A 19,341-nucleotide genomic window follows, 5' to 3' on the forward strand; every position below is an offset into this window, starting at 1 on the left:
CAACGGTTTGTTGAAGAGGTCGCCGGGACTCTACTCCTCCCCGACAGCGAAGGGAACGCCGGTGGTTGCGACCCCCGACACAGCATCGACGACAGGCGCCGACCGCGCGAGCGGCGGCGTGCAGTCCGTCGAGCGCGCCTTCCAACTCCTGGAGGCACTGGCCGACTCCGGCGGGGTGGCCACCCTCAGTGAACTCTCCAGCAGTTCCGGCCTCCCGATGCCGACCATCCACCGACTGGTTCGTACCCTCGTCCAGCAGGGCTATGTCCGCCAGGACACCGCGCGCCGCTACACCCTCGGCCCCCGGCTGATCCGCCTCGGCGAGACCGCCGGCCGCCTGCTCGGCAGCTGGGCCCGCCCGTACCTGGCCGAGCTCATGGAGGCCACCGGCGAGACCGCCAACCTGGCCGTGCTGGAGGGCGGCGAGGTGGTGTACGTCGGGCAGGTGCAGTCGCGGCGCTCGATGCGGATGTTCACCGAGGTCGGACGGCGGGTGCAGCCGCACTGCACCGGCGTCGGCAAGGCGCTCCTCGCCCAGCTCCCCGAGGACGAGGCGCGGGCGATCCTGGGCCCCAACCCGCTGCCCGCCCACACCGAGTACACCGTGACCGACCCGCAGGAGCTGATGGACCAGCTCGCCGAGGCGCGCGAGCGCGGGTACGTGGTCGACGACCAGGAGCAGGAGATCGGCGTCCGCTGCATCGCGCTCGCGGTGCCGGGCGCGCCCACCCCCACCGCCCTGTCGGTGTCCGGCCCGGAGGCGCGGATCCGAGCGCTGGAGGAGCAGGCGGGGGCATCCTCGCTGGTGCCGGTGATGCACCAGATCGCAACCCGGCTCGGGCAGGTCCTCGCTCCCTGACGGAACGTCAGTCCACTTGCCCAGCCGCCTGTTCCACGGCGGTCGTGGCGGCGGTCGCGCGGTATCGCCGCTGGCCCGGGCGTGCCGGGCGTGCCGACCGGCGGGTCCGGCGGGATGCGCTCGGCGGGTCCGGCGGAATGCGCAGCCCGGACGACCGGACGGACGCAACAACCGGCAGCCGTTCGCCCGGAAGTGGTCGTACGGCTGCCGGTTCCTGAGAGCGGCTGGTCTGCGGGCTACGTGCGCTCGGCGTCCGCGCTCAGCGGTAGACGCGCACGTAGTCGGCGACGAAGGTGATCGGGATGTTCCCCTGCGGCGCCGGGTGGTACTTGCCGGCGCTCACCGAGAGGTTGAGGATCAGGTACGCCGACCAGTTGGCGCCCACGCCCGTGCCGTCGGAGAAGACCTTGACGCCGTTGACGTACCAGTCCACCGAGTTGGCGCCGTAGTGGGTGCCGATGGTGACCCAGCCGTCGTTCGCGATCGTCTTGGCGTTCTTGTAGAACAGGTGGTCCGGGTTGACGTGGTTGGTCAGTTCCAGCGTGCTCGGGTTGTCGGCGTGGTACTCGAAGGAGTCGATCTCCCCGTGCGAGCCGCTGGTGCCGTTCCAGGTCCACAGCGCCGGCCAGGCTCCGGTGCCGGACGGGAGCTTGACTCGCGTCTCGGCGTAGTCGCCGGTCTTCACCTGGAAGCCCTCCTTGGAGTGGCTATGGCTGTGGCTGTGGCTGTGGCTGTGGCTGTGGACCGCACCGTGGCGCGCGGGGCGGCCCGAGTCCGCCCGGTCGGATAAATTGGAAGCCTGGCATTTTCCGCGGTGCACAAGTGCACCGAGTCCGATGTGCCGGCCCGTACGCCCCGCACGATCCGCCCGCTGCTCCCGAGAAGAGGTCCCGCCCCACCATGACCGCGTCCCTGCCCGCCTTCGCCGGCCGTACCTACGTCTTCCGGGTCGACAACGGCGCGGCCTTCCGCAACACCTACTCGGCCGACGGCACGCGGCTGCGCTGGGAGGGCCTCGGCGAGTCGGCGGGCCAGTGGGAGGACGTGCGGCTGCACGTCGCCGAGATCGCGCCGGAGATCTACTTCGTCAGCTGGACGGAGCAGAGCGGGATCACCGTCAGCCACGTGATGGACCTCAACGCGCTGACCGTGCGGGCCTTCTGGACCTTCGAGGGCGAGGGCGGCCGGGTCGGCCAGCTGCACACCGGGACGCTGGAGCGGGTGGCCTGAGCGGTGTGACGACGACGAAACCGGAGCCCCGGGACCCGACGCTGCCCCATGGGTCCCGGGGGTTCGGTTCGTTCTCGCCGGGCGCGGGCCGCCGTCAGACGGTCTGGCCCTGCGGGCTCGGCTGGCCCTGCTGGTTCGGCTGGTTCGGCACCTTGAGGTGCTGGGACAGCCACTCCAGCGAGGAGGGCAGCAGCGCACTCCAGGTCTCGAAGTTGTGGCCGCCGTTCTCGAGCATGCTGTACGAGACCTTCATCGGGCTGTGTACCGCGTCGATGAACGCCTCGGTGTCCTGCTTGTAGTTGCCGTCGCCCTTCTTGGTGCCGGCCAGCAGGAGGGAGATGTTCGGCTGCGGCAGGTTCTTCAGCCGCCACATCAGGTTGGCCTCGTCGCGGCGCTGCTTGCTGCCGCCGAAGAGGTCACCGGTGGTCGGGTCGTCCGCGGCCTCGTAGTACGCGGACAGGGCGACGGCGGTCGGGAAGACGTCCGGGTGGCGCATGGCCAGCTTGACGGCGCAGTAGCCACCGGTCGAATTGCCCATGAAGGCCCAGGCCTGCGGGTCGGTCGAGACCCGGTAGCTCGCCTCGATCGCCGAGGGGACGTCCTTGGTGAAGTACGTGTCGGACTGGGCGCCGCCCGGGATGTCCTCGCACTCGGTGTCCTGCGGCAGGGCGGGCGAGGGGCGCATCAGGACCATGACGGTCGGCTGCATCCTGCCCTCCTGCAGCAGCTTGAGCGCCGCGCCCGGGTAGTTGAACCGGGTGATCAGGTTCTCGGCGATCCCCGGGAACCCGGTGCTGACGATCACGGCCGGGAACTGCTTCTGCGCGTACTCCGGCTGGAAGTACTGCGGCGGCAGGTAGACGTACGCCTCGGTCGACAGCCGGCTCTCCTTGCCGTCGATCCGGACCTTGCGGATCTCGCCGGACCGGCTGGGCTCACGGCCCATCGCGCCGCCGCCCTTGACCGAGGCCTGGCCGATGGTCTCCACCATGAGGCGTCCGGAGGCGTCCGCCTTGTTGTGGATCACCACCGGTCCGGTGCTGCCGGTGCCCAGCAGGTCGTCCCAACTGCTGTAGAACGCGAAGTAGTTGTTCGCCACCAGGCCGAGCGCGGCGAGCACGGCGAGCTGGGTGGCGAGCAACGTGCCTATCCGGCCGAGCACCGCCTGCCAGCTCTTCCTGGCGAGTCTGGGCCACAGCCAGACCGTGCCGATCATCATCACGACCGCCAGCAGTACGGCCAGCGCCAGCACCTTGTGGCTCGTCAGACCCATGTCCCAGTTGCTCCCACGCCTCGAACTCCACGCCCCCTCCGCTCAGGGACATCCGAGGAGGTCACCCCGGTTCCCCCACCGGGGCGCGAGGACCAACCCTAGCGGGAGCTGGGAGGAAGCTGATGGGGGGCTGGAGGGTGCCGAGGATGGGCGACCGACCGACAGGTTTCAGCTGACAGATTTCGAAATCTGTCAGCTGAAACCTGTCAGCCTGCCAGCCACCCGGCGCCGACCGCTACCCCTCGTCCACCCGCTCCCAGAGCCGCAGCCCCGCCGTGAGCTCACGCATGCAGCGGGCGCCGAGGTCCTGCGGGGAACCCGGGCCGGCGACCGGGGCGTCGGAGTCGGCCCACTGCTCCAGGGCCACCCGGATCGCCGCCGTGGCCGCGGCGGCGGCCAGCCGGATCTCCAGCGGATCGGCGCCGTCCGGGCAGCGCGCGGCCAGCACGGACCGCAGCCGCTCCTCCGATCCCGCGTGGACGCGCTGCCAGGTGCCGTCCAGCCGCGGGTCGCGCAGCAGGCTGCGGGTCCAGTGCATCGCCTCGACGGCCTCCTCGTCGGCCGGAGTCAGCGACTCGACCGCCGAGCGTTCCAGCGACTGGCGCAGCGGGAGGTCGGTCGAGCTCTCGGCCAGCAGGTCCACCCAGCGCTGTCCGCCCGCCGCGAGCAGCGGGGCGACGGCGTCCTCCTTGACCGAGAAGTAGCGGTAGAAGGTGCGCAGCGAGATGCCTGCGGCGGCCGCGATCTCCTCGGCGGTGGTCGCCTCCGCCCCGTGCTCGGCGAAGAGCGCGGCGGCGGTGCGGGCGATCTCCAGCCGGGTGGCGTCACGGCGGCGCTGGGTCAGGGTCGGGCGTCCGGTCACAAGGGTCAGCGTACGCAGCCGGACGCCGTCGGGACGCATTGCGCCGTTCTGTCACATCAAGACTTTTTGGCACGTTGTGCCACATAGGCGTAACGTGCCTATCGAGGTCGAGAGACCACGATCGAAGGAGTACCACCATGGAGCGCTTCAGCGGACGGAACGTCCTGATTACCGGCGGCGGCTCTGGCATCGGCCAGGCCACCGTGCACCGGATCCTCGCCGAGGGCGGGAAGGTCGTCGCCGTCGACGTCAACGAGGAGGGCCTGAAGAAGACCCTGGACCACGCGACCGCCAACGGCACCGCCGATCGTCTGACCATCCAGGTCCTGGACGTCTCGGACGAGGCCGCCGTCGTCACCGGCGTGGCCGGGGCGATCTCGGCGCTGGGCGGCCTGGACGTCCTGGTCAACGCGGCCGGCATCCTCCGCTCCTCGCACACCCACGAGACCACCCTGGAGTTCTGGAACAAGCTCCTCGCGGTGAACCTGACCGGCACCTTCCTGATGACCCGCGAGGCGCTCCCCGCGCTGCTCGCGAACGGCCGGGGCGTGGTGGTCAACTTCAGCTCCACCTCCGCGACCTTCGCCCACCCCTACATGGCCGCGTACGCCGCGACCAAGGGCGGCATCCAGTCGTTCACCCACGCGATCGCCTCGGAGTACTCGAAGCAGGGCCTGCGCGCGGTCTGCGTCGCGCCGGGCAGCATCGACAGCGGCATGACCAACGACCCGGGCCTGCCCGCCGACGCCGACTTCAGCCTGCTCGCCAAGCTCTCCCCCGCCCTCGGCCAGGGCTTCGCGGGTCCGGAGACGGTGGCCGGCGTGATCGCCATGCTGGCCTCCGACGACGGTGCCTTCGTCACCGGCACCGAGCTCCGCATCGACGGCGGCACCCACATGTGACGCGTCGGTCCGGTCGAGCGCGGGGCCCGTGCCCTCCCCCACCGGGCACGGGCCCCGCCTGCTTCCTCCGGGCGCTCGGCTCCTCGACCGGCCGGTCCGGCTGACGGAGCCGTCGCCGTACAGCCGTGCGGCTCCGTCAGCCGGTCCGGGCCCGGGCGTGACGGCCGCGCGGTGGCACCGTGCCCTGCCGGGCGTCCCGGTGGGCGGCGAGGGCGTTGCCCACCGCGGCGACGGCGGCCCCGATCAGCAGCAGGGCCACCACCAGCAGGAAGCACGCCCCCGCGACCCGGCGGTAACCGCCGTGCCCGGCGGGGTCGAGGAACGGGTACGGGTACCAGTCGACGGCGTGGCCGCGGGTCAGCGCGTACACCAGGTAGACCAGCGGGAACGCCAGCCAGCCGAGCACCGCGGCGGGGCGAACGCGCCGGGCGGGCGGGTCGAGCAGCCAATCGGCGAGCACGACGAGCGGCACCGCGCGGTGGACCACGTCGTCCACCCACGGAATCACCAGCAGCGCGGGGTACTTCGCCAGCAGCGTGCCGTAGGCCAGCCCGGTGATCACCAGGTAGAGCACCACCGCCCCGCGCACCGCGTCCGGCACGGGCCGGCGGCCGGTCAGCCCGGCCCAGCCGCCGTAGGCCAGGACGGCCATCCCGGCGAGGTTGCTGAGGTTGGTGAAGTAGCTGAAGAAGTTCACCACCCCGGTGCCGTCGGTCGCCGCGTGGTAGCCCGAGAAGCAGAGGGCGACGGCGAGGAAGGCCGCGACGGCGAGCCGGGCGGGAGCGAGCCACGAGTGCATCGTCGAAACCGCCTCTCTGGGGCGTGGTCCGGGCAGGGGCTACTCGGATTCAAACCCCGTCGAGCGGGCTCGGCCACAGGAGGAGCACTGCCCGGGCCGCCCCGGCTTCAGGGCGTGCGCCACTCGGCGGCGAAGGCGGCCGCCGGGTTGGCGACCAACAGCCGGTCGGGCAGCTCGGGCCCGAAGGTGCGGGCCAGCCGCGGGGCGAGGTCGGTGAGCAGCCGGGCGGGGCCGCCGAGCGCGCGGGCGGTCCGGGTGGTCGTGTCGGCGCCGAGCAGTAGTCGGTCGGTGTGGCCCGCCTCGACCAGGTCGGCGATCACGTCGAAGGCCTGGAGGTCGGCGGGGTGTCCGATCCGGGACGGGCTGTCCAGGGCGAGGAACACGCCCTCGGCGGCGAGGCTGCGGTGCAGTGCCCGGTCTGTGAAGCGGGTGAGGTGGCCGAGGACGATCCGGTCGGGGCTGACTCCGTGCCGTCCGTGGAGCCGGCGCACGACGCCGTGTGGGTCACCGTCGGGTTCGAGGTGGACGGCGATCGGGGCGCCGGTGGCGTGGTGCGCCTCGGCCGCGGCGGCCATCGTCCGGCGGGTGTGCCCGGTGAGCGGGCCCGCGTCGTCGGCGATCTTGATCAGGCCCGGTCGTACGCCCTCGGGGGCACCGGGGAGACCGGTGGTGAGCTCGGTGACGAAGCGCTCGGCGAGGTCGGCGTACGGGGCGGGGGCATGACTGGAGCCGGAATCGGCGCTGGGGTCGGGGTCGTCCAGGTTCGGGAAGCGGCCCGGGAAGTAGTGGGCGGTCTGGTGCGCGCCCGTGGCGGCGACGACCTGGACGCCGGTCGTGCGGGACAGCTCGGCGAGGGCGTCCGCGCCCCGGCCCATGCCCCACGGGGTCCACTGGACGAGGGTGCGGCCGCCGGCGGCGGCGTAGGCGCGCAGCACGTCGGCGGCGGGGGCCGATTCGTCCAGCTCCTGGTCGGGGAACCGGGGGCTGCGGATGAAGAGGTGGTCGTGGGAGTCGGTGAGGCCCAGCTCGGCGGGGTCGAGGTCGCCGAGGACGGTCCGTACGGCGCGGGTGGTGGGGACGGCGGTCATGCGCCCTCCTCCGGGGTGCCCGCCTCCGCGAAGGTCGCGGTGGCGACCCGGAGACCGGCCAGGGCCTTGGGGACGCCGACGTACGGCGCGAGGTGGACGATCACCTCGATGATCTCCTCGCGCGTCATTCCGATCCGCAGGCTGTTGCGGACGTGGTCGGCGAGCTGCGGCTCCACGCCGCCGAGGGCGGTGAGCGCGGCCAGGTTGGCGATCTGGCGGTCGCGCAGAGCGAGGCCGGGGCGCTGGTAGGTACCGCCGAAGAGGCTCGTGACGATCCAGTCGGCGAAGCCGGGGGCGAGTCCGTCCAGGCCGCCGAGGGTGGTGGCGGCGACCGGGCCGGCGAGCTCGGCGAGCAGGGCGTAGCCGGCTTCGCGGTCGAGCGGGGCGGGGGTGAGGTCGGCGGGGGTCATGGCGGCGGGCCGGGTGGGCATCGGAGCTGTGGGCATCGGAGTGGTGGGACCTTTCACCAGCGGCGGCCGGTCGGCAGCCGGTCGAGTTCGGGGCGGGACAGGTGCAGCACCCGGTAGCGGGTGCCGGGCGCGTTCTCGGGGGCCGGGCCGTGCCAGAGGGCGAGACTGAGCAGCTCCCAGCGGCTCGGATCCACGGCGACGGCGGCGGTGTGCAGGGCGGGCTGCGCGGGGCGGTCGGCGAGTTCCCCCGGTTCGGCGAGTCCGGCGAGTTCCCCGAGTTCGGCGAGTTCGGCGAGAGCCCGGTCGATGGCCTCGGCCGGGTCCGCGGTCTCCGGGAGCCGTACGGTCGTGCGGGTCGCGGTGGTCGGGGTGTCGGTCCGGGTGCCCTCGATCAGGCCCGCGCCGATCCAGTGCCGGACGGCGGGACGGCCGAAGTCGGCGCTCAGGCCACGGAAGCCCGGGCCCCAGAGGAAGGCGTTCATGCCCTCCGCGGTGCGCCAGAGGTAGAACGGCGCGTACTGGTTGACCGGCGAGCCGTCCTGGCCGCGCTCGCGGACCAGGTACGCCTTGAGGCCGAGCCCGGGGTGGGCGTCGAGCAGGTGGCCCTTGTCGGCCACGCGCTTGTGGATGATGCCCATGTCGTAGTCGGTGGGGAGGGTGATCTCGTACTGCATGGCGTGCACGGCGGGCTCCTGGGCTCGGGCGGCTGGTGGCATGCGTCGGGCGCCGACCGCTCGGTCCCGGGCGGTCGGCGTCGGGCGAGGTGTGGTGGGAGCCCGTCAGACCTGGCGGTGGGCGGCGAGTAGGCCGAGGGCGCCGCGGACCGCCTGTTCGAAGGGTTCGGCGCTGGCCGCGGCGCGGGCCAGGACGTAGCCACCCTGGATGACGGCGACCACGGCGGCCGCGGTGTCCGCCGGGTCGAGGCCGGGGGCGAACTCGCCGTGCGCCCGGCCCTCGGCGATCAGTTCGGCGATCCGGCCGCGCAGCCAGTCGAAGGTCTCCTCGACCGGGGCGCGCAGCTGCGGGTCGGCGACGACGTCCGGATCCTGGGCCATCCGGCCGATCCGGCAGCCGCGCAGCACCTCGCGGTCCCGGTGCAGGTAGGCCGCGATCCGGTCGTACGCGGTGCCACGGGCGGCGAGGTCGGCCTCGGCGGTGGCCCGCATCTGCTCGGCGCTGCGGCGCAGGGCGGCGGCGGCGAGGTCGGGCTTGCCGGTGAAGTGGTGGTACATGCTGCCCTGGCCGACGCCGGAGCGCTGCTGGATGGCCTTGGGGCTGGTGCCGACGTAGCCGCGCTCCCAGAGGAGGTCCTGGGTGCTCTCGATGAGACGGTCCTGGGTGCTCATGCGGATCACTGTACGTACCAGTAGGTACAGAGGGGAAGGGGATTTTCCCAAGCAGGCCGCACCGCGTCGGAGGGCGCCGGAAGACGCCGGGGAGCGCCGGAAGGACTGAGGGCCGTGCGCCGCCCCCCGGCGGCCACGGCCCCTCGACCGTTCGTCATCCCCCGTGCCACCGTTGGGCATTCCGCCGCGGCCGGTGGCGCGCGTCACGTCACCTACGGTGGCGGGTGCACACCGGGTAGGGGTGCGCGGCGCATTGCGCGGGCGGGCGGCACCCGGCCGCCCGCGCGGGCTGGCCCAGAGGGTTCACAGCGGACGTCACCGCCCGATCACCAAAGGCGTTGCGACAGGGCCCAGTTCGCAGCGAGGGCTTGATCGGACCCAGCCGGCTGGCAAGATGTCCGGCATGAGCTACCTCGCCGCGGATGACCGCTATGCCTCGATGACCTACCGGAAGGCCGGCCGCAGTGGCGTGCAGCTGCCCGCCGTCTCGCTCGGACTCTGGCACAACTTCGGTGACGCCCAGCCACTGGACGTGCAACGGGCGGTGCTGCGCCGGGCCTTCGACCGCGGAGTCACCCACTTCGACCTGGCGAACAACTACGGTCCGCCGTACGGCAGCGCGGAGCGCAACTTCGGCTACCTGTTCGCGCAGGACTTCCGGCCGTACCGCGACGAGCTCTTCATCGCCACCAAGGCCGGCTGGGACATGTGGCCCGGCCCGTACGGCGACGGCGGCAGCCGCAAGTACCTGCTGGCCAGCCTGGACCAGTCGCTGGGCCGGATGGGCCTGGACTACGTCGACGTCTTCTACTCGCACCGCCACGACCCGGACACCCCGCTCGAGGAGACGATGGGAGCCCTGGACAGCGCGGTCCGCTCGGGCAAGGCCCTGTACGCGGCGATCTCCAACTACCCGGCGGAGCAGCACCGGGAGGCCGCGGCGATCCTGCGCGAGCTGGGGACACCGGTGCTGATGAACCAGTCGGCGTACTCCATCCTCAACCGGCACGTGGAGGAGGCCGGGGTGCTGGACGCGGTGGGCGACACCCAGACCAGCCTGATCGCCTACTCGCCGCTCGCCCAGGGGCTGTTGACCGATCGTTACCTCTCGGGGCAGGTGCCGGCCGGTTCGCGGATGTCGGTCGGCAGGTTCCTGAGGGAGGAGGTGCTGACCGGGCCGCAGCTGGAGCAGCTGCGGGCGCTGGCCAAGGTCGCCGAGCGTCGCGGGCAGACCCTGGCGCAGCTGGCGCTCTGCTGGGTACTGCGGGACCCGCGGGTGGTGTCGGTGATCATCGGGGCGAGCAGTGTCGCCCAGCTGGACCAGAACCTGAACGCGCTGGCCGCTGGGCCGCTGACGGAGGACGAGCTGGCGGAGATCGACCGGCTGAGCCTCTGAGGGAGGGCGACGCCCGGCGGGTGACAGATGACAGCTGACAGATTTCGAAATCTGTCAGCTGTCATCTGTTAGCTGTTTTCTGTCAGCTGTTTTCTGTCAGCTGCCTTCTGTCAGCTGTTACCCGTTCGCCGCTCAGCCGGCCGGCGTGTACTTGTACCCGACCCGACGGACCGTCACGATCGAGTCCCGGTAGGCCGGTCCGAGCTTGCGGCGCAGCCGGGCGACGTGCACGTCGACCGTGCGGCCGTCCCCGACGTGGCCGTAGCCCCAGACCGCCGAGACCAGGTGGTCCCGGGTGTGCACCCGCTGCGGGTGCTCGGTGAGGTGGGCCAGCAGCTCGAACTCCAGGTACGTGAGGTCGAGCAGCCGCCCGTCGACGTACGCGTTGCGCCGCTCGGTGTCGACGGTGATGCCGCGTCCGGCCGGCCGGACCGACCGGACCGCGCCCGGGGCGGCGGGTCCCGCCATGCCGACCGGTGCCGGCGCCGACACCGGGTTCTCGGCCGGCACCAGCACCAGGTACCCGACCATCGGGTGGCCGGCGGCCCCGCCGGCCTGAGCGCCGTACTGGGCGAGCAGGCCCTGCGGCAGCACGCCCTGCGGCAGGGCGGCGACGACGGTCGCCCCCGCCGGCAGTGCGGCGAGCAGCGACGCGGGCGCCGGCGGTACGACCACACCGGGCTGCGGCCCGACGGCCGGGACCACCCCCGGGCGGCTCGGCCCGACGACCGGGGAGCCGGCCGGGACGGTGGGAACGGCGGAGACGGACGGGACGCTGGAGGGAACGGCGGTGACGGGGGGAACGGACCGGACCGCGCGCAGATGCGGGGTCGCGGTGGGCAGGGGAAGGGTGGCCGTGGAGGAGGAAGACATGGTGTTCCGCTCATTTCGCGCGTGACGGACGGGGTGGAGTCGTCTGCGCGTCGACCGGGCGCACTGCCGGAGCTGGACCGGGCGGAGCCGGGTTCAGCGGGCGGAGGGCCGGGACGCGCGGGGCGAACCCGGACACGTCTGATCGAACAGGTGCGGCTGCCGGGACGGCCAGAACGGCTCGAGGTCGTGGCGACCCCGTCGGCCGTCCGTGCCGAGCCCGGCGCGGAGACTGCTGGGGCGGACGGTGTTCACTGGTGGTTACTCCGCGAGGCGGGGCCGGTCGGGCCGGTCACGGGTGCACCTGACGGGCGGCACCTGACGGGCGATCCGCTGCGGCCTGGTCGACGGGGGTCGGTGGTGCGTCGGGCGGCGGCCGGGTGTGGGCCGGAGGCGCCGGGGACGTACCGGGTCGGGGCGAAGCCGGTCAGCGACAACAGGCGCTGCAGATCAGCGCGTGGTCGATGTAGCGGCGGACGGTGAGCGCCGGCATGACGGGGCCGGGCACGGCGGTGATGCGTCGTCGGTCGACGGTCATCCCTGCTGCCCCCCTTGGTTCTGCTTCGCTCTGACGGCCCTCCCGACGGCATGGCCGGGACGGCTCTCGTCCACAGAGCCTTCCACGCCCGAGCCGGTCTAGGCAACCTTCCGGACACCGAGCGTCCGACATGTGGAACACCGAATGAGATGCCGGGTGCACGAAGCGCCCCTGACCAGCGGCGATCCCACGGCCCCTCAGACCTGTCCGACGGCCCGCCGACGGAGCGCGGCGGCGTGCTCGACCAGCGCCACCAGCAGCTCCTTCCCGTCCTCCCGCAGTCGCGCGTCGCACAGCAGCACCGGGATCCCCGGGTCGAGGTCCAGCGCGTCCCGGACCTCCTCCACGGCGAACCGCTCGGTGCCGTCGAAGCAGTTGACCGCGACCAGGAACGGGATGCCGCGCTGCTCGAAGAAGTCCACCGAGGGGAAGCAGTCGGCCAGTCGCCGGGTGTCGGCGAGCACCACGGCGCCGAGCGCGCCGCGCGCCAACTCGTCCCAGACGAACCAGAACCGGTCCTGCCCGGGCGTCCCGAACAGGTAGAGCGCGAGGCCGGGCCGCAGGTCGATCCGGCCGAAGTCCATCGCGACCGTGGTGGTGCGCTTGGCCTCCACGCCCGAGGTGTCGTCCACCGGCCGGCCCAGCTCGCTGAGCTCCTCCTCGGTGCGCAACGGCCGGATCTCGCTGACCGCGCCGACCAGGGTGGTCTTGCCCGCGCCGAACCCGCCCGCCACCAGGATCTTCACCGCGACGGCCGGACCACCGCGCCAGCGCGGGTCGTTGGCGCCGGGAAGGGTGTGGTCAGAGCGCACGGAGTCCATTGATCACGTCTCGCAGCAGGCGCTCGTCCGGCAGCTCGGCGAGCGGAACGGGTCGGGTGACGCTGATCAGGTCGGCGTCGTACAGGTCACCGAGCAGGACGCGCACGACGCTGACCGGCAGGTCGGTGTAGGAACCGAGTTCGGCGACGGACAGCGGCTCGTGGCGGCACCAGGCCAGCAGGGTCTGGTGCTCCGGGTCGAGGACCTGCGCGGGCACGGCCCCGGCGTCCGGCCCGGGGTCCTTGGCGGTGACCAGCGAGATCAGGTCGAACAGGCCCTCCTCGACCGGCCGGGTGCGGCCCCGGGTCATCGAGTAGAGCCGCACCACCGGGCCGGCCTCGTCGTCGAACCACCGGTCGTCGGCCGGGGTGCGCGCCCGGAACAGGTCCAGCTCGGGTCCGTCCGTGGCCTCCTGCCCCGGTACCTGCTCCGGTACCTGCTCCGCGCCGTGGGTCCCGGCGGGGCCCGCCGACACCTGGGGGTCGTCGAGCGCCACCGGACCCTCCGGTGCCGCCGAGCCCTCCGGTGTCGCCGGGCCGCCCGGCCCGTCCGCCTTCGGATCCGCCATCGGACCGCTCAGCCCCTCGGCGCGGCGGCTTCGGTGCGCGGCTCGGCGGCCATGTGCTCGCCGACCCGCTTGACCAGCAGGGCCATCTCGTAGGCGATCTGGCCGATGTCCGCCTCGGCCTCGCTCAGCACCGCCAGGCAGCTGCCGTCGCCGGCGGCCGTGATGAACAGGAACGCCTCGTCCAGCTCCACCATGGTCTGCCGGACGCCACCGACCTTGAAGTGCCCGCCGGCGCCCTTGGCCAGGCTGTGGAACCCGGCCGCGACGGCGGCGAGGTGCTCGGCGTCCTCCCGGTCGAGGTCGCGCGAGGCACCGGTGGCCAGCCCGTCGCTGGAGAGGATCACCGCGTGCCGCAGGGCCGCGACGCGGCCCACCAGGTCGTCCAGGAGCCAGTTGAGGTCCCCGGACGGCTGCGTCGAAGTGGTCATGAATCAGTTCCTTCCGCTGGAGCGGGTGGTGCGGGCACTGCGGGCACTGCGGGTTCTACCGGTACTACGGGCCCTGCAGGTGGAGCGGGTACTGCGGATACTGCCGGTGCTACGGATGCTGAGGGTGTCACTTGAGGTACGGGCGAGGCGCCCGCAGGGTTCCGCCGTACCGACTGACCCGACGGGATCCGGCGGGCCAGCGACGCCCGACCGGCGTCCTCGGGGGCGGGCGCGGGCAGCGCCGCCGGGGCCGGGGCCGGGCTGATCGCGCGGCGGGACGGGTCCGGAGGCTGCCAGGCCGGTACGGTCGGGCGGTCCGCTGCGGCCGGGGTGTCGTGGGCGGTTCGGCCACGGGCGGCTCGGTCCTGAGGGCCACGGTCGCGGGCGGCGCGGTCCAGCGCGGCACGGTCCAGCGCGGCACGGTCCAGCGCGGCACGGTCCTGCGCGACGCGGTCCGCCGGGCCGGTGGCCCCGCGTCCACGGGTGAAGCCGCGCTGGAACGAGGCGAAGGTGGCCCGGGCCTCCTCCGGCGAGCGCCCCCGGGCCTCCCGGGCCTCCCCGGCGTCGCGCGCCTCGGCGGCCTCCGCGACCGGCCCTCCGGCGCGGTCCCCGGACCCGGTCTCCCCGCGGAGCCGCTCCTTCGCCAGTTCCTTGAGCTGCGGCGCGAGGTTCGCCTGCCGCACCCGCCGGGGCAGGCCGCCCGGCGTCCGCGGCACCGCGTCCACCGGAACGGCGTCCAGGGCAGTAACCTCCACCGGAACGGCGTCCACCGGCGGGGCATCCACCTGAACCGGAAGCCCCGCGGCCGCCTCCGCCTCCCACCGGTGCCGTCCCGTTCCCGGCGCGCCGCCCTCGGTGTCCGGCCCCGGCGCGGGCACCAGTACCGGCCCGCCCTTGGTCCGCGCCGCCCGGCGCGGCAGCCCGTTGGCCGTACGCCCCGCCTCGGGCACGGACGGTCGCGGCCCGCCGGTCACCCGGTGCCGCCCGCCCGTACCCGCCGCGGGCACCGCGCCGGAAGCCGTGCCCGAAGACGAGGCCGCAGTCGTTCCCGAAGCAGTGCCCGAAGACGAGGCCATAGACGAGGCCGAAGCAGTGCCCGTGGACGTCCTCGCGGACCCGCCCGCGCCGTCGCCCGAGGCCGGGTCCGGCACCGCGACCAGGTCGCGCCGCCCCGCCGGGCGCCCGCCCGTCCGTCCCGCCGGGCGGCGCGCACCCGCCCCGGCGGTGGGCGGCTCCGGCAGCCCGTCCGGCGCCTCCGCCAGCAGCTCGCGCGGGATCAGCACCACGGCCGTCGTCCCGCCGTACGGGGAGGGCCGCAGGTGGACCCGGATGCCGTGCCGCCGGGCGAGCCGGCTGACCACGAACAGTCCCAGCCGGTCGGTGTCGGCGAGGTCGAACTCCTGCTCCACCGCGAGGCGTTCGTTGATCTCGGCGAGCAGCTGCTCGCTCAGTCCGAGCCCGCGGTCGTCGATCTCCAGCGCGAAGCCGTGCGCCACCACCTCGCCCTGGACGGTGACTTGGGTGTTCGGCGGGGAGAACACCGCTGCGTTCTCCACGAGTTCGGCGACCAGGTGGGTCACGTCGGCGACGGCGCTGCCGAGCAGGCCGGTGCCGGGGAAGGGCCGGACGATCACGCGGGCGTAGTCCTCGACCTCGCCGACCGCCGCACGGACCACGTCCACCATCCGGACCGGTTTGCGCCAGGCGCGTCCGGGCGAGCCCCCGGCCAGGATGATCAGGCCCTCGGCGTGGCGGCGCATGCGGGTGGTGAGGTGGTCGACCTTGAAGAGGTCCTCCAGCTCCGCCGGGTCCTCGGTGCGGCGCTCCATGGTGTCGAGCAGGGTGAGCTGGCGGTGCAGCAGCACCTGGCTGCGCCGGGCCAGGTTGACGAACACCGCCGCGACGCCGCGACGCAGTTCGGCCTGTTCGACAGCGGCCTCGACGGCGGCCCGCTGGACGGCGTTGATGGCCTGGCCGACCTGTCCGATCTCGGCCTGGCCGAAGTGCAGTTCGGGTGCCTCGACGGCCACGTCCACCGCTTCGCCGCGGCGCAGCCGCAGCATGACGGCGGGCAGCCGGGTGGTGGCGAGTTCGTTGGCGGCGTTGCGCAGGTTGATCAGCTCGCGGGCCAGGCCGCGGCCGATCCGCAACGAGATCACCACCGACAGGGTGACGGCGACCAGGCCGATGGCTCCGGCGATGCCGCCGCGCCACAGTGCCGCGATCGCGGCGGAGCGGCCGCGGTCGTCCAGCCCGGCGGCGATCCGGGAGTCGATGGCGGAGAGGTCGCCGAGCGAATGGTCGGCGGTCTCCCGCCAGTTGTCGACGTTGAGCGCCTGGACCACCCGCTCGGGGCCGCCGGCGCCGACGAAGTCCGCCTCGGCGCGGGCCAGCGCGCCCCAGGCCTCGCCGCCGCGCAGGGCGATGTAGTCGGCCTGGTCGGCGGGTTCGAGCTCGGCGATGTAGACGGTGAACAGCGCCTGCTGGTTGTGCAGGGCGTCCAGCGCGGCCTGGTACTGCTCGGAGGTGGGCTTGGTCCCGCCGGTGCGCAGGCCCTCCATCGCCGCGTCCTCCTGCGAGAGGTACTCGCGGGCGCGCACCAGCTCGATCAGGATGGTCCCCTGGCGCGGGAGTTGGCCGCTCTGCCGGGCGACGTAGGCGGACCGGAAGCCGAACACCGGTCGGACCAGGTCGCTGTACTGCCCGAGCGCGAACTCCCAGTTGAGCGCCAGACGGCCGACCTGGGCCCGGAGCGGGCCGAGCTGGTCGGCGGCGGCGATGATCTGCACCAGGCGGGCGCGCTGGGCGGCGGAGAGCCGGTCGCCGGCCGCGTCCTTCTTCTGCCGCAGCACCGCGAGGCTGCGGTCGGTGGCGGTGCTGGCGTGCTCGAAGGCGTCCCGGCCGACCGGCGAGTTCGGGTCGGCCAGGTGCTGTACCGCGGCGCGGCGCTCGTTCTGCAGGTCGCCCGCGTACTGGTCCACCGCCGTCCCGTAGTCCTTGTACGTACGGCTGATCGCCAGCTGGTTCCAGGCGTCCCCGGTGGCGGCGAGCGTCGCGTACACCCACAGGGCGATGAGCGCGACGATGGGCACCAGGAGCAGCGCGATGATCTTCGCGCGGATCGAGCTGCTGCGCAGACGCATGGAGTCCTCGGTCGGGAAGTGCCAGGCGCGGACGGGGAGCGGTTCGGCGGGATTCCGGGGTTCCCGGGGTTCTGGGGTTCCGGGGTTCCGGGGCGGGGTGCTGGGGACGACGGGTTCGGCGGGACTTGGGGAGGCCTGCGGAGGAAGCTGCGGAAGGCTCCCCGCCACAGGTCTGCGAGACTCTACTACGCCCTGACCACACGTTCGAGGGTCGAACCATTCCACTCCTCCACCTTGCCCCGGACACGTCAGAAGCCGATCGCCATCCCGCCCGTACCGCCGACGCACCGCCGACGCGGCACCGGCGCACCACGGGCGCGGCACCGCCACACCGTCGACCAGCAGCACGCAACGCCCCACGACCCCCTCCCCGCCTCCTCCGCACCTGCGGCACCGCCCCGACGGACCGGTGCCGATCTCGTCGCGTCACCGTCACAACCCTGGGCAGTGACAGGCCGATCCGATAGTTTCGCTCTGCCCGCACGCACGGGGGCCGCCACTTCGGCGCCCGTGCGCCGGGACCGGCAGACAGCGCCGCGAGTCGCGAACTGGGGAGGACCGTGCGCGAGTTCACCACCCCCGCCCCGGCCGGGCCCGAGGCCACCGGAGGACTCGCCGACTCCCTGTACGACACCGCCGAACGCACCCCCAACCTGGTCCAGCTGTCCCGGCGGACCGCCGACGGGCGCTGGCAGGACGTCACCGCGCGGGAGTTCCGGGACGAGGTGCTCGCGCTCGCCAAGGGCCTGCTGACCCACGGCGTGCGCTACGGCGACCGGGTCGCGCTGATGTCCCGCACCCGCTACGAATGGACGCTGTTCGACTACGCGCTCTGGTCGGTCGGCGCGATCACCGTCCCGGTCTACCCCACTGCCGCGCCCGAGCAGGTGCGCTGGATCCTCGCCGAGACCCAGGCGGTGGCCTGCCTGGTCGAGGACGAGGACGCCGCGATGACCGTCGGCGCGGTCTGCGACGCCCTGCCCGACCTGACCGGGATCTGGCAGCTGGACCGCGACTGCGTCGCCGCGATCACCGAGGACGGCCGGGACGTCCCCGACGCGCTGGTGCACCGCCAGCGGCTCGCCGTCGCGGCCGCCAACATCGCCGCCGTGGTCTACACCTCTGGCACCACCGGACGCCCCAAGGGCTGCCTGATCACCCACGCCAACCTGGCCGCCGAGGCCGACTCGCTGCTCGCCGGCTGGGGCGAGGTGCTCCGTGACACCGGCGGCGGCCAGCCCGCCACCCTGCTGTTCCTGCCGCTGGCGCACGTCTACGGACGGGCCGTGCAGATCGCGGCGATCCGCGGCGGCTTCCGGATCGGCCACATCCCCGAGGTCTCCACCGACGCGCTGCTGCCCGCCCTGGAGAGCTTCCGGCCGAGCTTCCTGCACGCCGTCCCGTACGTCTTCGAGAAGATCTTCCAGCGGGCCAGGCGCGCCGCCGAGGAGGCCGGGCGCGGCGAACTCTTCGAGCAGGCCCGGCAGGTGGCCGTCGACTGGGCCACCGCCCGGGAGCAGAAGGCCTTGGGGCTCGGCCCCGGCCCGGGTGCGGCGCTACGGCTGCGCCACCTCGCCTACGAGCGGACCGTCTACCCCAAGCTGCGCGCCGTGCTCGGCGGCCGGGTGCGCACGGTGATGTGCGGGGGCTCCGCGCTGCGGCGGGAGCTGGGCCTGTTCTTCACCGGCGCCGGGCTCCAGCTGTACGAGGGCTACGGCCTCACCGAGACCACCGCCGCGATCACGGCCAACCCCGCCGGGCGGCAGAAACTCGGGACCGTCGGGCAGCCGGTGCCGGGCGCTTCGGTGGCGATCGCCGACGACGGCGAGGTCTGGGTGCGCGGCGGCTCGGTCTTCGGCGGTTACCTCAACCACCCGCGGTGCACGGCGGAATCACTGGTCGAGGGCTGGTTCGCGACGGGCGACCTCGGCCGGCTGGACGAGGACGGCTACCTCACCATCACCGGCCGCAAGAAGGACATGATCGTCACCAGCAGCGGCAAGAACCTCGCCCCGGCCGCACTGGAGGAACGGGTCGAGGCGCATCCGCTGGTCTCCCAGTGCCTGGTGGTGGGCGACGACCGACCGTACGTGGCGGCGCTGATCACGCTCGACCCGGCCGCGCTGGCGCACTGGTTGAAGACCCACGGGCGGGAGCAGCTGGACGCCTGGGCGGCGCTCTCGGACGAGCAGTTGCACGTCGAGATCCAGCGCGCGGTCGGGGCGGCGAACACGGCGGTGTCGCGGGCCGAATCGATCCGCGCGTTCCGGCTGCTGCCAAGCGAGTTCAGCCTGGAACAAGGACTGCTGACGCCCTCGCTCAAGCTGCGTCGGCAGGCGATCGCGGAGCGGTACGCGGCGGACATCGAGGAGTTGTATCGGTCCTGAATGGTCACTGAACGCGCTTGTCCGCGATGTGCTTTGAGGCTACGTCTTGTCCCGTTCGTGGCCTGATCGTTCGGTGTTCGGCTCACCTGCCGTTCCCTTGACGGGCCGATTGGTCCAGTCCATCGTTGCTCTTCGGTCCGCGTGCGGCGCACCGGCACCGCCCGTTCCCGCCCCTCCGGGAGCGCCCTGGTTCCACGATCCAGATCACCGTTCGCGCCCTCCCCACGGGCGTGCCCCCACCTGCTGGAGTCCTCACGTGTCGATGTCCATGTCCGCCCCTTCTCCGCTGATCTTGCTCGTTGACATGGCGCCCGCGGCGTGGCTCTAATGGGGGCGTGCAGCGCGGCGTCGGCCACAGAGTAGTGGGCCGGCCGGCGGCCGAGCCAGCACCTGATTCGTAAAGGGACGATGCGCGATGAGC

At 73.1% G+C, this 19,341-nt stretch carries 18 protein-coding genes; 5 read left to right on the forward strand and 13 right to left on the reverse strand.

Annotation, left to right across the window (positions count from 1 at the left end; translation table 11 throughout):
• The first annotated feature begins 61 nt into the window (after positions 1–61).
• On the forward strand, positions 62–859 hold the full coding sequence (locus tag O1G21_RS08570; protein ID WP_270142188.1) for an IclR family transcriptional regulator: 798 nt from the start codon (positions 62–64) through the stop codon (positions 857–859).
• 259 nt (positions 860–1,118) lie between these two features.
• Here the strand turns inward: O1G21_RS08570 and O1G21_RS08575 are convergent, their stop codons facing one another.
• Entirely contained in the window at positions 1,119–1,544 is a 426-nt protein-coding gene (locus O1G21_RS08575) for a glycoside hydrolase family 16 protein (protein WP_270142190.1), read from the reverse strand.
• Between the two features lie 215 nt (positions 1,545–1,759).
• Between O1G21_RS08575 and O1G21_RS08580 the strand changes: the two genes are divergently transcribed.
• A complete protein-coding gene (locus O1G21_RS08580; RefSeq protein WP_270142192.1) occupies positions 1,760–2,089 on the forward strand; it encodes a phenolic acid decarboxylase in 330 nt (109 codons plus the stop codon).
• A gap of 94 nt (positions 2,090–2,183) precedes the next feature.
• On the opposite strand, the gene O1G21_RS08585 is transcribed toward O1G21_RS08580, so the two are convergent.
• On the reverse strand, positions 2,184–3,362 hold the full coding sequence (locus tag O1G21_RS08585) for an alpha/beta hydrolase (protein ID WP_270142194.1): 1,179 nt from the start codon (positions 3,360–3,362) through the stop codon (positions 2,184–2,186).
• 235 nt (positions 3,363–3,597) lie between these two features.
• Positions 3,598–4,224 carry a TetR/AcrR family transcriptional regulator gene (locus O1G21_RS08590; protein WP_333493438.1) on the reverse strand — a complete coding sequence of 209 codons (627 nt, stop codon included), beginning with the start codon at positions 4,222–4,224 and terminating at the stop codon, positions 3,598–3,600.
• A 137-nt stretch (positions 4,225–4,361) separates the two neighbouring features.
• On the opposite strand from O1G21_RS08590, the gene O1G21_RS08595 reads away from it, so the two are divergent.
• Positions 4,362–5,126: an SDR family NAD(P)-dependent oxidoreductase gene (locus tag O1G21_RS08595; protein WP_270142197.1), complete on the forward strand. Its 765-nt coding sequence runs from the start codon at positions 4,362–4,364 to the stop codon at positions 5,124–5,126.
• 136 nt (positions 5,127–5,262) lie between these two features.
• Here the strand turns inward: O1G21_RS08595 and O1G21_RS08600 are convergent, their stop codons facing one another.
• From O1G21_RS08600 to O1G21_RS08620, 5 genes are all read right to left on the reverse strand, one after another.
• Positions 5,263–5,925, reverse strand: a complete 663-nt coding sequence (locus O1G21_RS08600; protein ID WP_270142199.1) for a Pr6Pr family membrane protein — start codon at positions 5,923–5,925, stop codon at positions 5,263–5,265.
• 107 nt (positions 5,926–6,032) lie between these two features.
• Positions 6,033–7,013 carry a phosphotriesterase family protein gene (locus tag O1G21_RS08605; protein ID WP_270142200.1) on the reverse strand — a complete coding sequence of 327 codons (981 nt, stop codon included), beginning with the start codon at positions 7,011–7,013 and terminating at the stop codon, positions 6,033–6,035.
• Positions 7,010–7,459: a carboxymuconolactone decarboxylase family protein gene (locus O1G21_RS08610; RefSeq protein WP_270142202.1), complete on the reverse strand. Its 450-nt coding sequence runs from the start codon at positions 7,457–7,459 to the stop codon at positions 7,010–7,012. The genes O1G21_RS08605 and O1G21_RS08610 overlap by 4 nt, the downstream gene beginning before the upstream one ends.
• Positions 7,460–7,476: 17 nt before the next feature.
• On the reverse strand, positions 7,477–8,106 hold the full coding sequence (locus tag O1G21_RS08615; protein ID WP_270142204.1) for a DUF4865 family protein: 630 nt from the start codon (positions 8,104–8,106) through the stop codon (positions 7,477–7,479).
• Positions 8,107–8,202: 96 nt separating this feature from the next.
• Positions 8,203–8,769: a TetR/AcrR family transcriptional regulator gene (locus O1G21_RS08620; protein WP_270142205.1), complete on the reverse strand. Its 567-nt coding sequence runs from the start codon at positions 8,767–8,769 to the stop codon at positions 8,203–8,205.
• A gap of 403 nt (positions 8,770–9,172) precedes the next feature.
• Between O1G21_RS08620 and O1G21_RS08625 the strand changes: the two genes are divergently transcribed.
• Positions 9,173–10,165, forward strand: a complete 993-nt coding sequence (locus O1G21_RS08625) for an aldo/keto reductase (RefSeq protein WP_270142207.1) — start codon at positions 9,173–9,175, stop codon at positions 10,163–10,165.
• A 132-nt stretch (positions 10,166–10,297) separates the two neighbouring features.
• On the opposite strand, the gene O1G21_RS08630 is transcribed toward O1G21_RS08625, so the two are convergent.
• From O1G21_RS08630 to O1G21_RS08650, 5 genes are all read right to left on the reverse strand, one after another.
• The gene (locus O1G21_RS08630; protein ID WP_270142209.1) at positions 10,298–11,038 is read right to left on the reverse strand and encodes a winged helix-turn-helix domain-containing protein; all 741 of its coding nucleotides are present in this window, start codon (positions 11,036–11,038) and stop codon (positions 10,298–10,300) included.
• Positions 11,039–11,770: 732 nt separating this feature from the next.
• On the reverse strand, positions 11,771–12,394 hold the full coding sequence (locus O1G21_RS08635) for a GTP-binding protein (protein WP_270142211.1): 624 nt from the start codon (positions 12,392–12,394) through the stop codon (positions 11,771–11,773).
• Positions 12,375–12,962 (reverse strand): DUF742 domain-containing protein, encoded by a 588-nt coding sequence (locus O1G21_RS08640; protein WP_333493439.1) that lies wholly within the window; start codon positions 12,960–12,962, stop codon positions 12,375–12,377. The genes O1G21_RS08635 and O1G21_RS08640 overlap by 20 nt, the downstream gene beginning before the upstream one ends.
• An 8-nt stretch (positions 12,963–12,970) precedes the next feature.
• On the reverse strand, positions 12,971–13,390 hold the full coding sequence (locus O1G21_RS08645; protein ID WP_270142213.1) for a roadblock/LC7 domain-containing protein: 420 nt from the start codon (positions 13,388–13,390) through the stop codon (positions 12,971–12,973).
• On the reverse strand, positions 13,387–16,533 hold the full coding sequence (locus O1G21_RS08650) for a sensor histidine kinase (RefSeq protein WP_270142215.1): 3,147 nt from the start codon (positions 16,531–16,533) through the stop codon (positions 13,387–13,389). The genes O1G21_RS08645 and O1G21_RS08650 overlap by 4 nt, the downstream gene beginning before the upstream one ends.
• Before the next feature lie 560 nt (positions 16,534–17,093).
• Here O1G21_RS08650 and O1G21_RS08655 point away from each other — a divergent pair.
• Positions 17,094–18,920 (forward strand): AMP-dependent synthetase/ligase, encoded by a 1,827-nt coding sequence (locus O1G21_RS08655; protein ID WP_270142217.1) that lies wholly within the window; start codon positions 17,094–17,096, stop codon positions 18,918–18,920.
• The last annotated feature ends 421 nt before the right edge of the window (positions 18,921–19,341 follow it).

The organism is Kitasatospora cathayae (genome assembly GCF_027627435.1).
In the GTDB taxonomy this organism is placed as follows: Bacteria; Actinomycetota; Actinomycetes; order Streptomycetales; family Streptomycetaceae; genus Kitasatospora; species Kitasatospora cathayae.

Bases quoted from the DNA above. Each gene is read 5' to 3' on its own strand.
- O1G21_RS08580 (WP_270142192.1), top strand. From the start codon at position 1,760: ATGACCGCGTCCCTGCCCGCCTTCGCCGGCCGTACCTACGTCTTCCGG.
- O1G21_RS08585 (WP_270142194.1), bottom strand. From the start codon at position 3,362: ATGGGTCTGACGAGCCACAAGGTGCTGGCGCTGGCCGTACTGCTGGCG.
- O1G21_RS08595 (WP_270142197.1), top strand. From the start codon at position 4,362: ATGGAGCGCTTCAGCGGACGGAACGTCCTGATTACCGGCGGCGGCTCT.
- O1G21_RS08600 (WP_270142199.1), bottom strand. From the start codon at position 5,925: ATGCACTCGTGGCTCGCTCCCGCCCGGCTCGCCGTCGCGGCCTTCCTC.
- O1G21_RS08605 (WP_270142200.1), bottom strand. From the start codon at position 7,013: ATGACCGCCGTCCCCACCACCCGCGCCGTACGGACCGTCCTCGGCGAC.
- O1G21_RS08610 (WP_270142202.1), bottom strand. From the start codon at position 7,459: ATGCCCACAGCTCCGATGCCCACCCGGCCCGCCGCCATGACCCCCGCC.
- O1G21_RS08620 (WP_270142205.1), bottom strand. From the start codon at position 8,769: ATGAGCACCCAGGACCGTCTCATCGAGAGCACCCAGGACCTCCTCTGG.
- O1G21_RS08625 (WP_270142207.1), top strand. From the start codon at position 9,173: ATGAGCTACCTCGCCGCGGATGACCGCTATGCCTCGATGACCTACCGG.
- O1G21_RS08630 (WP_270142209.1), bottom strand. From the start codon at position 11,038: ATGTCTTCCTCCTCCACGGCCACCCTTCCCCTGCCCACCGCGACCCCG.
- O1G21_RS08635 (WP_270142211.1), bottom strand. From the start codon at position 12,394: ATGGACTCCGTGCGCTCTGACCACACCCTTCCCGGCGCCAACGACCCG.
- O1G21_RS08640 (WP_333493439.1), bottom strand. From the start codon at position 12,962: ATGGCGGATCCGAAGGCGGACGGGCCGGGCGGCCCGGCGACACCGGAG.
- O1G21_RS08645 (WP_270142213.1), bottom strand. From the start codon at position 13,390: ATGACCACTTCGACGCAGCCGTCCGGGGACCTCAACTGGCTCCTGGAC.
- O1G21_RS08650 (WP_270142215.1), bottom strand. From the start codon at position 16,533: ATGCGTCTGCGCAGCAGCTCGATCCGCGCGAAGATCATCGCGCTGCTC.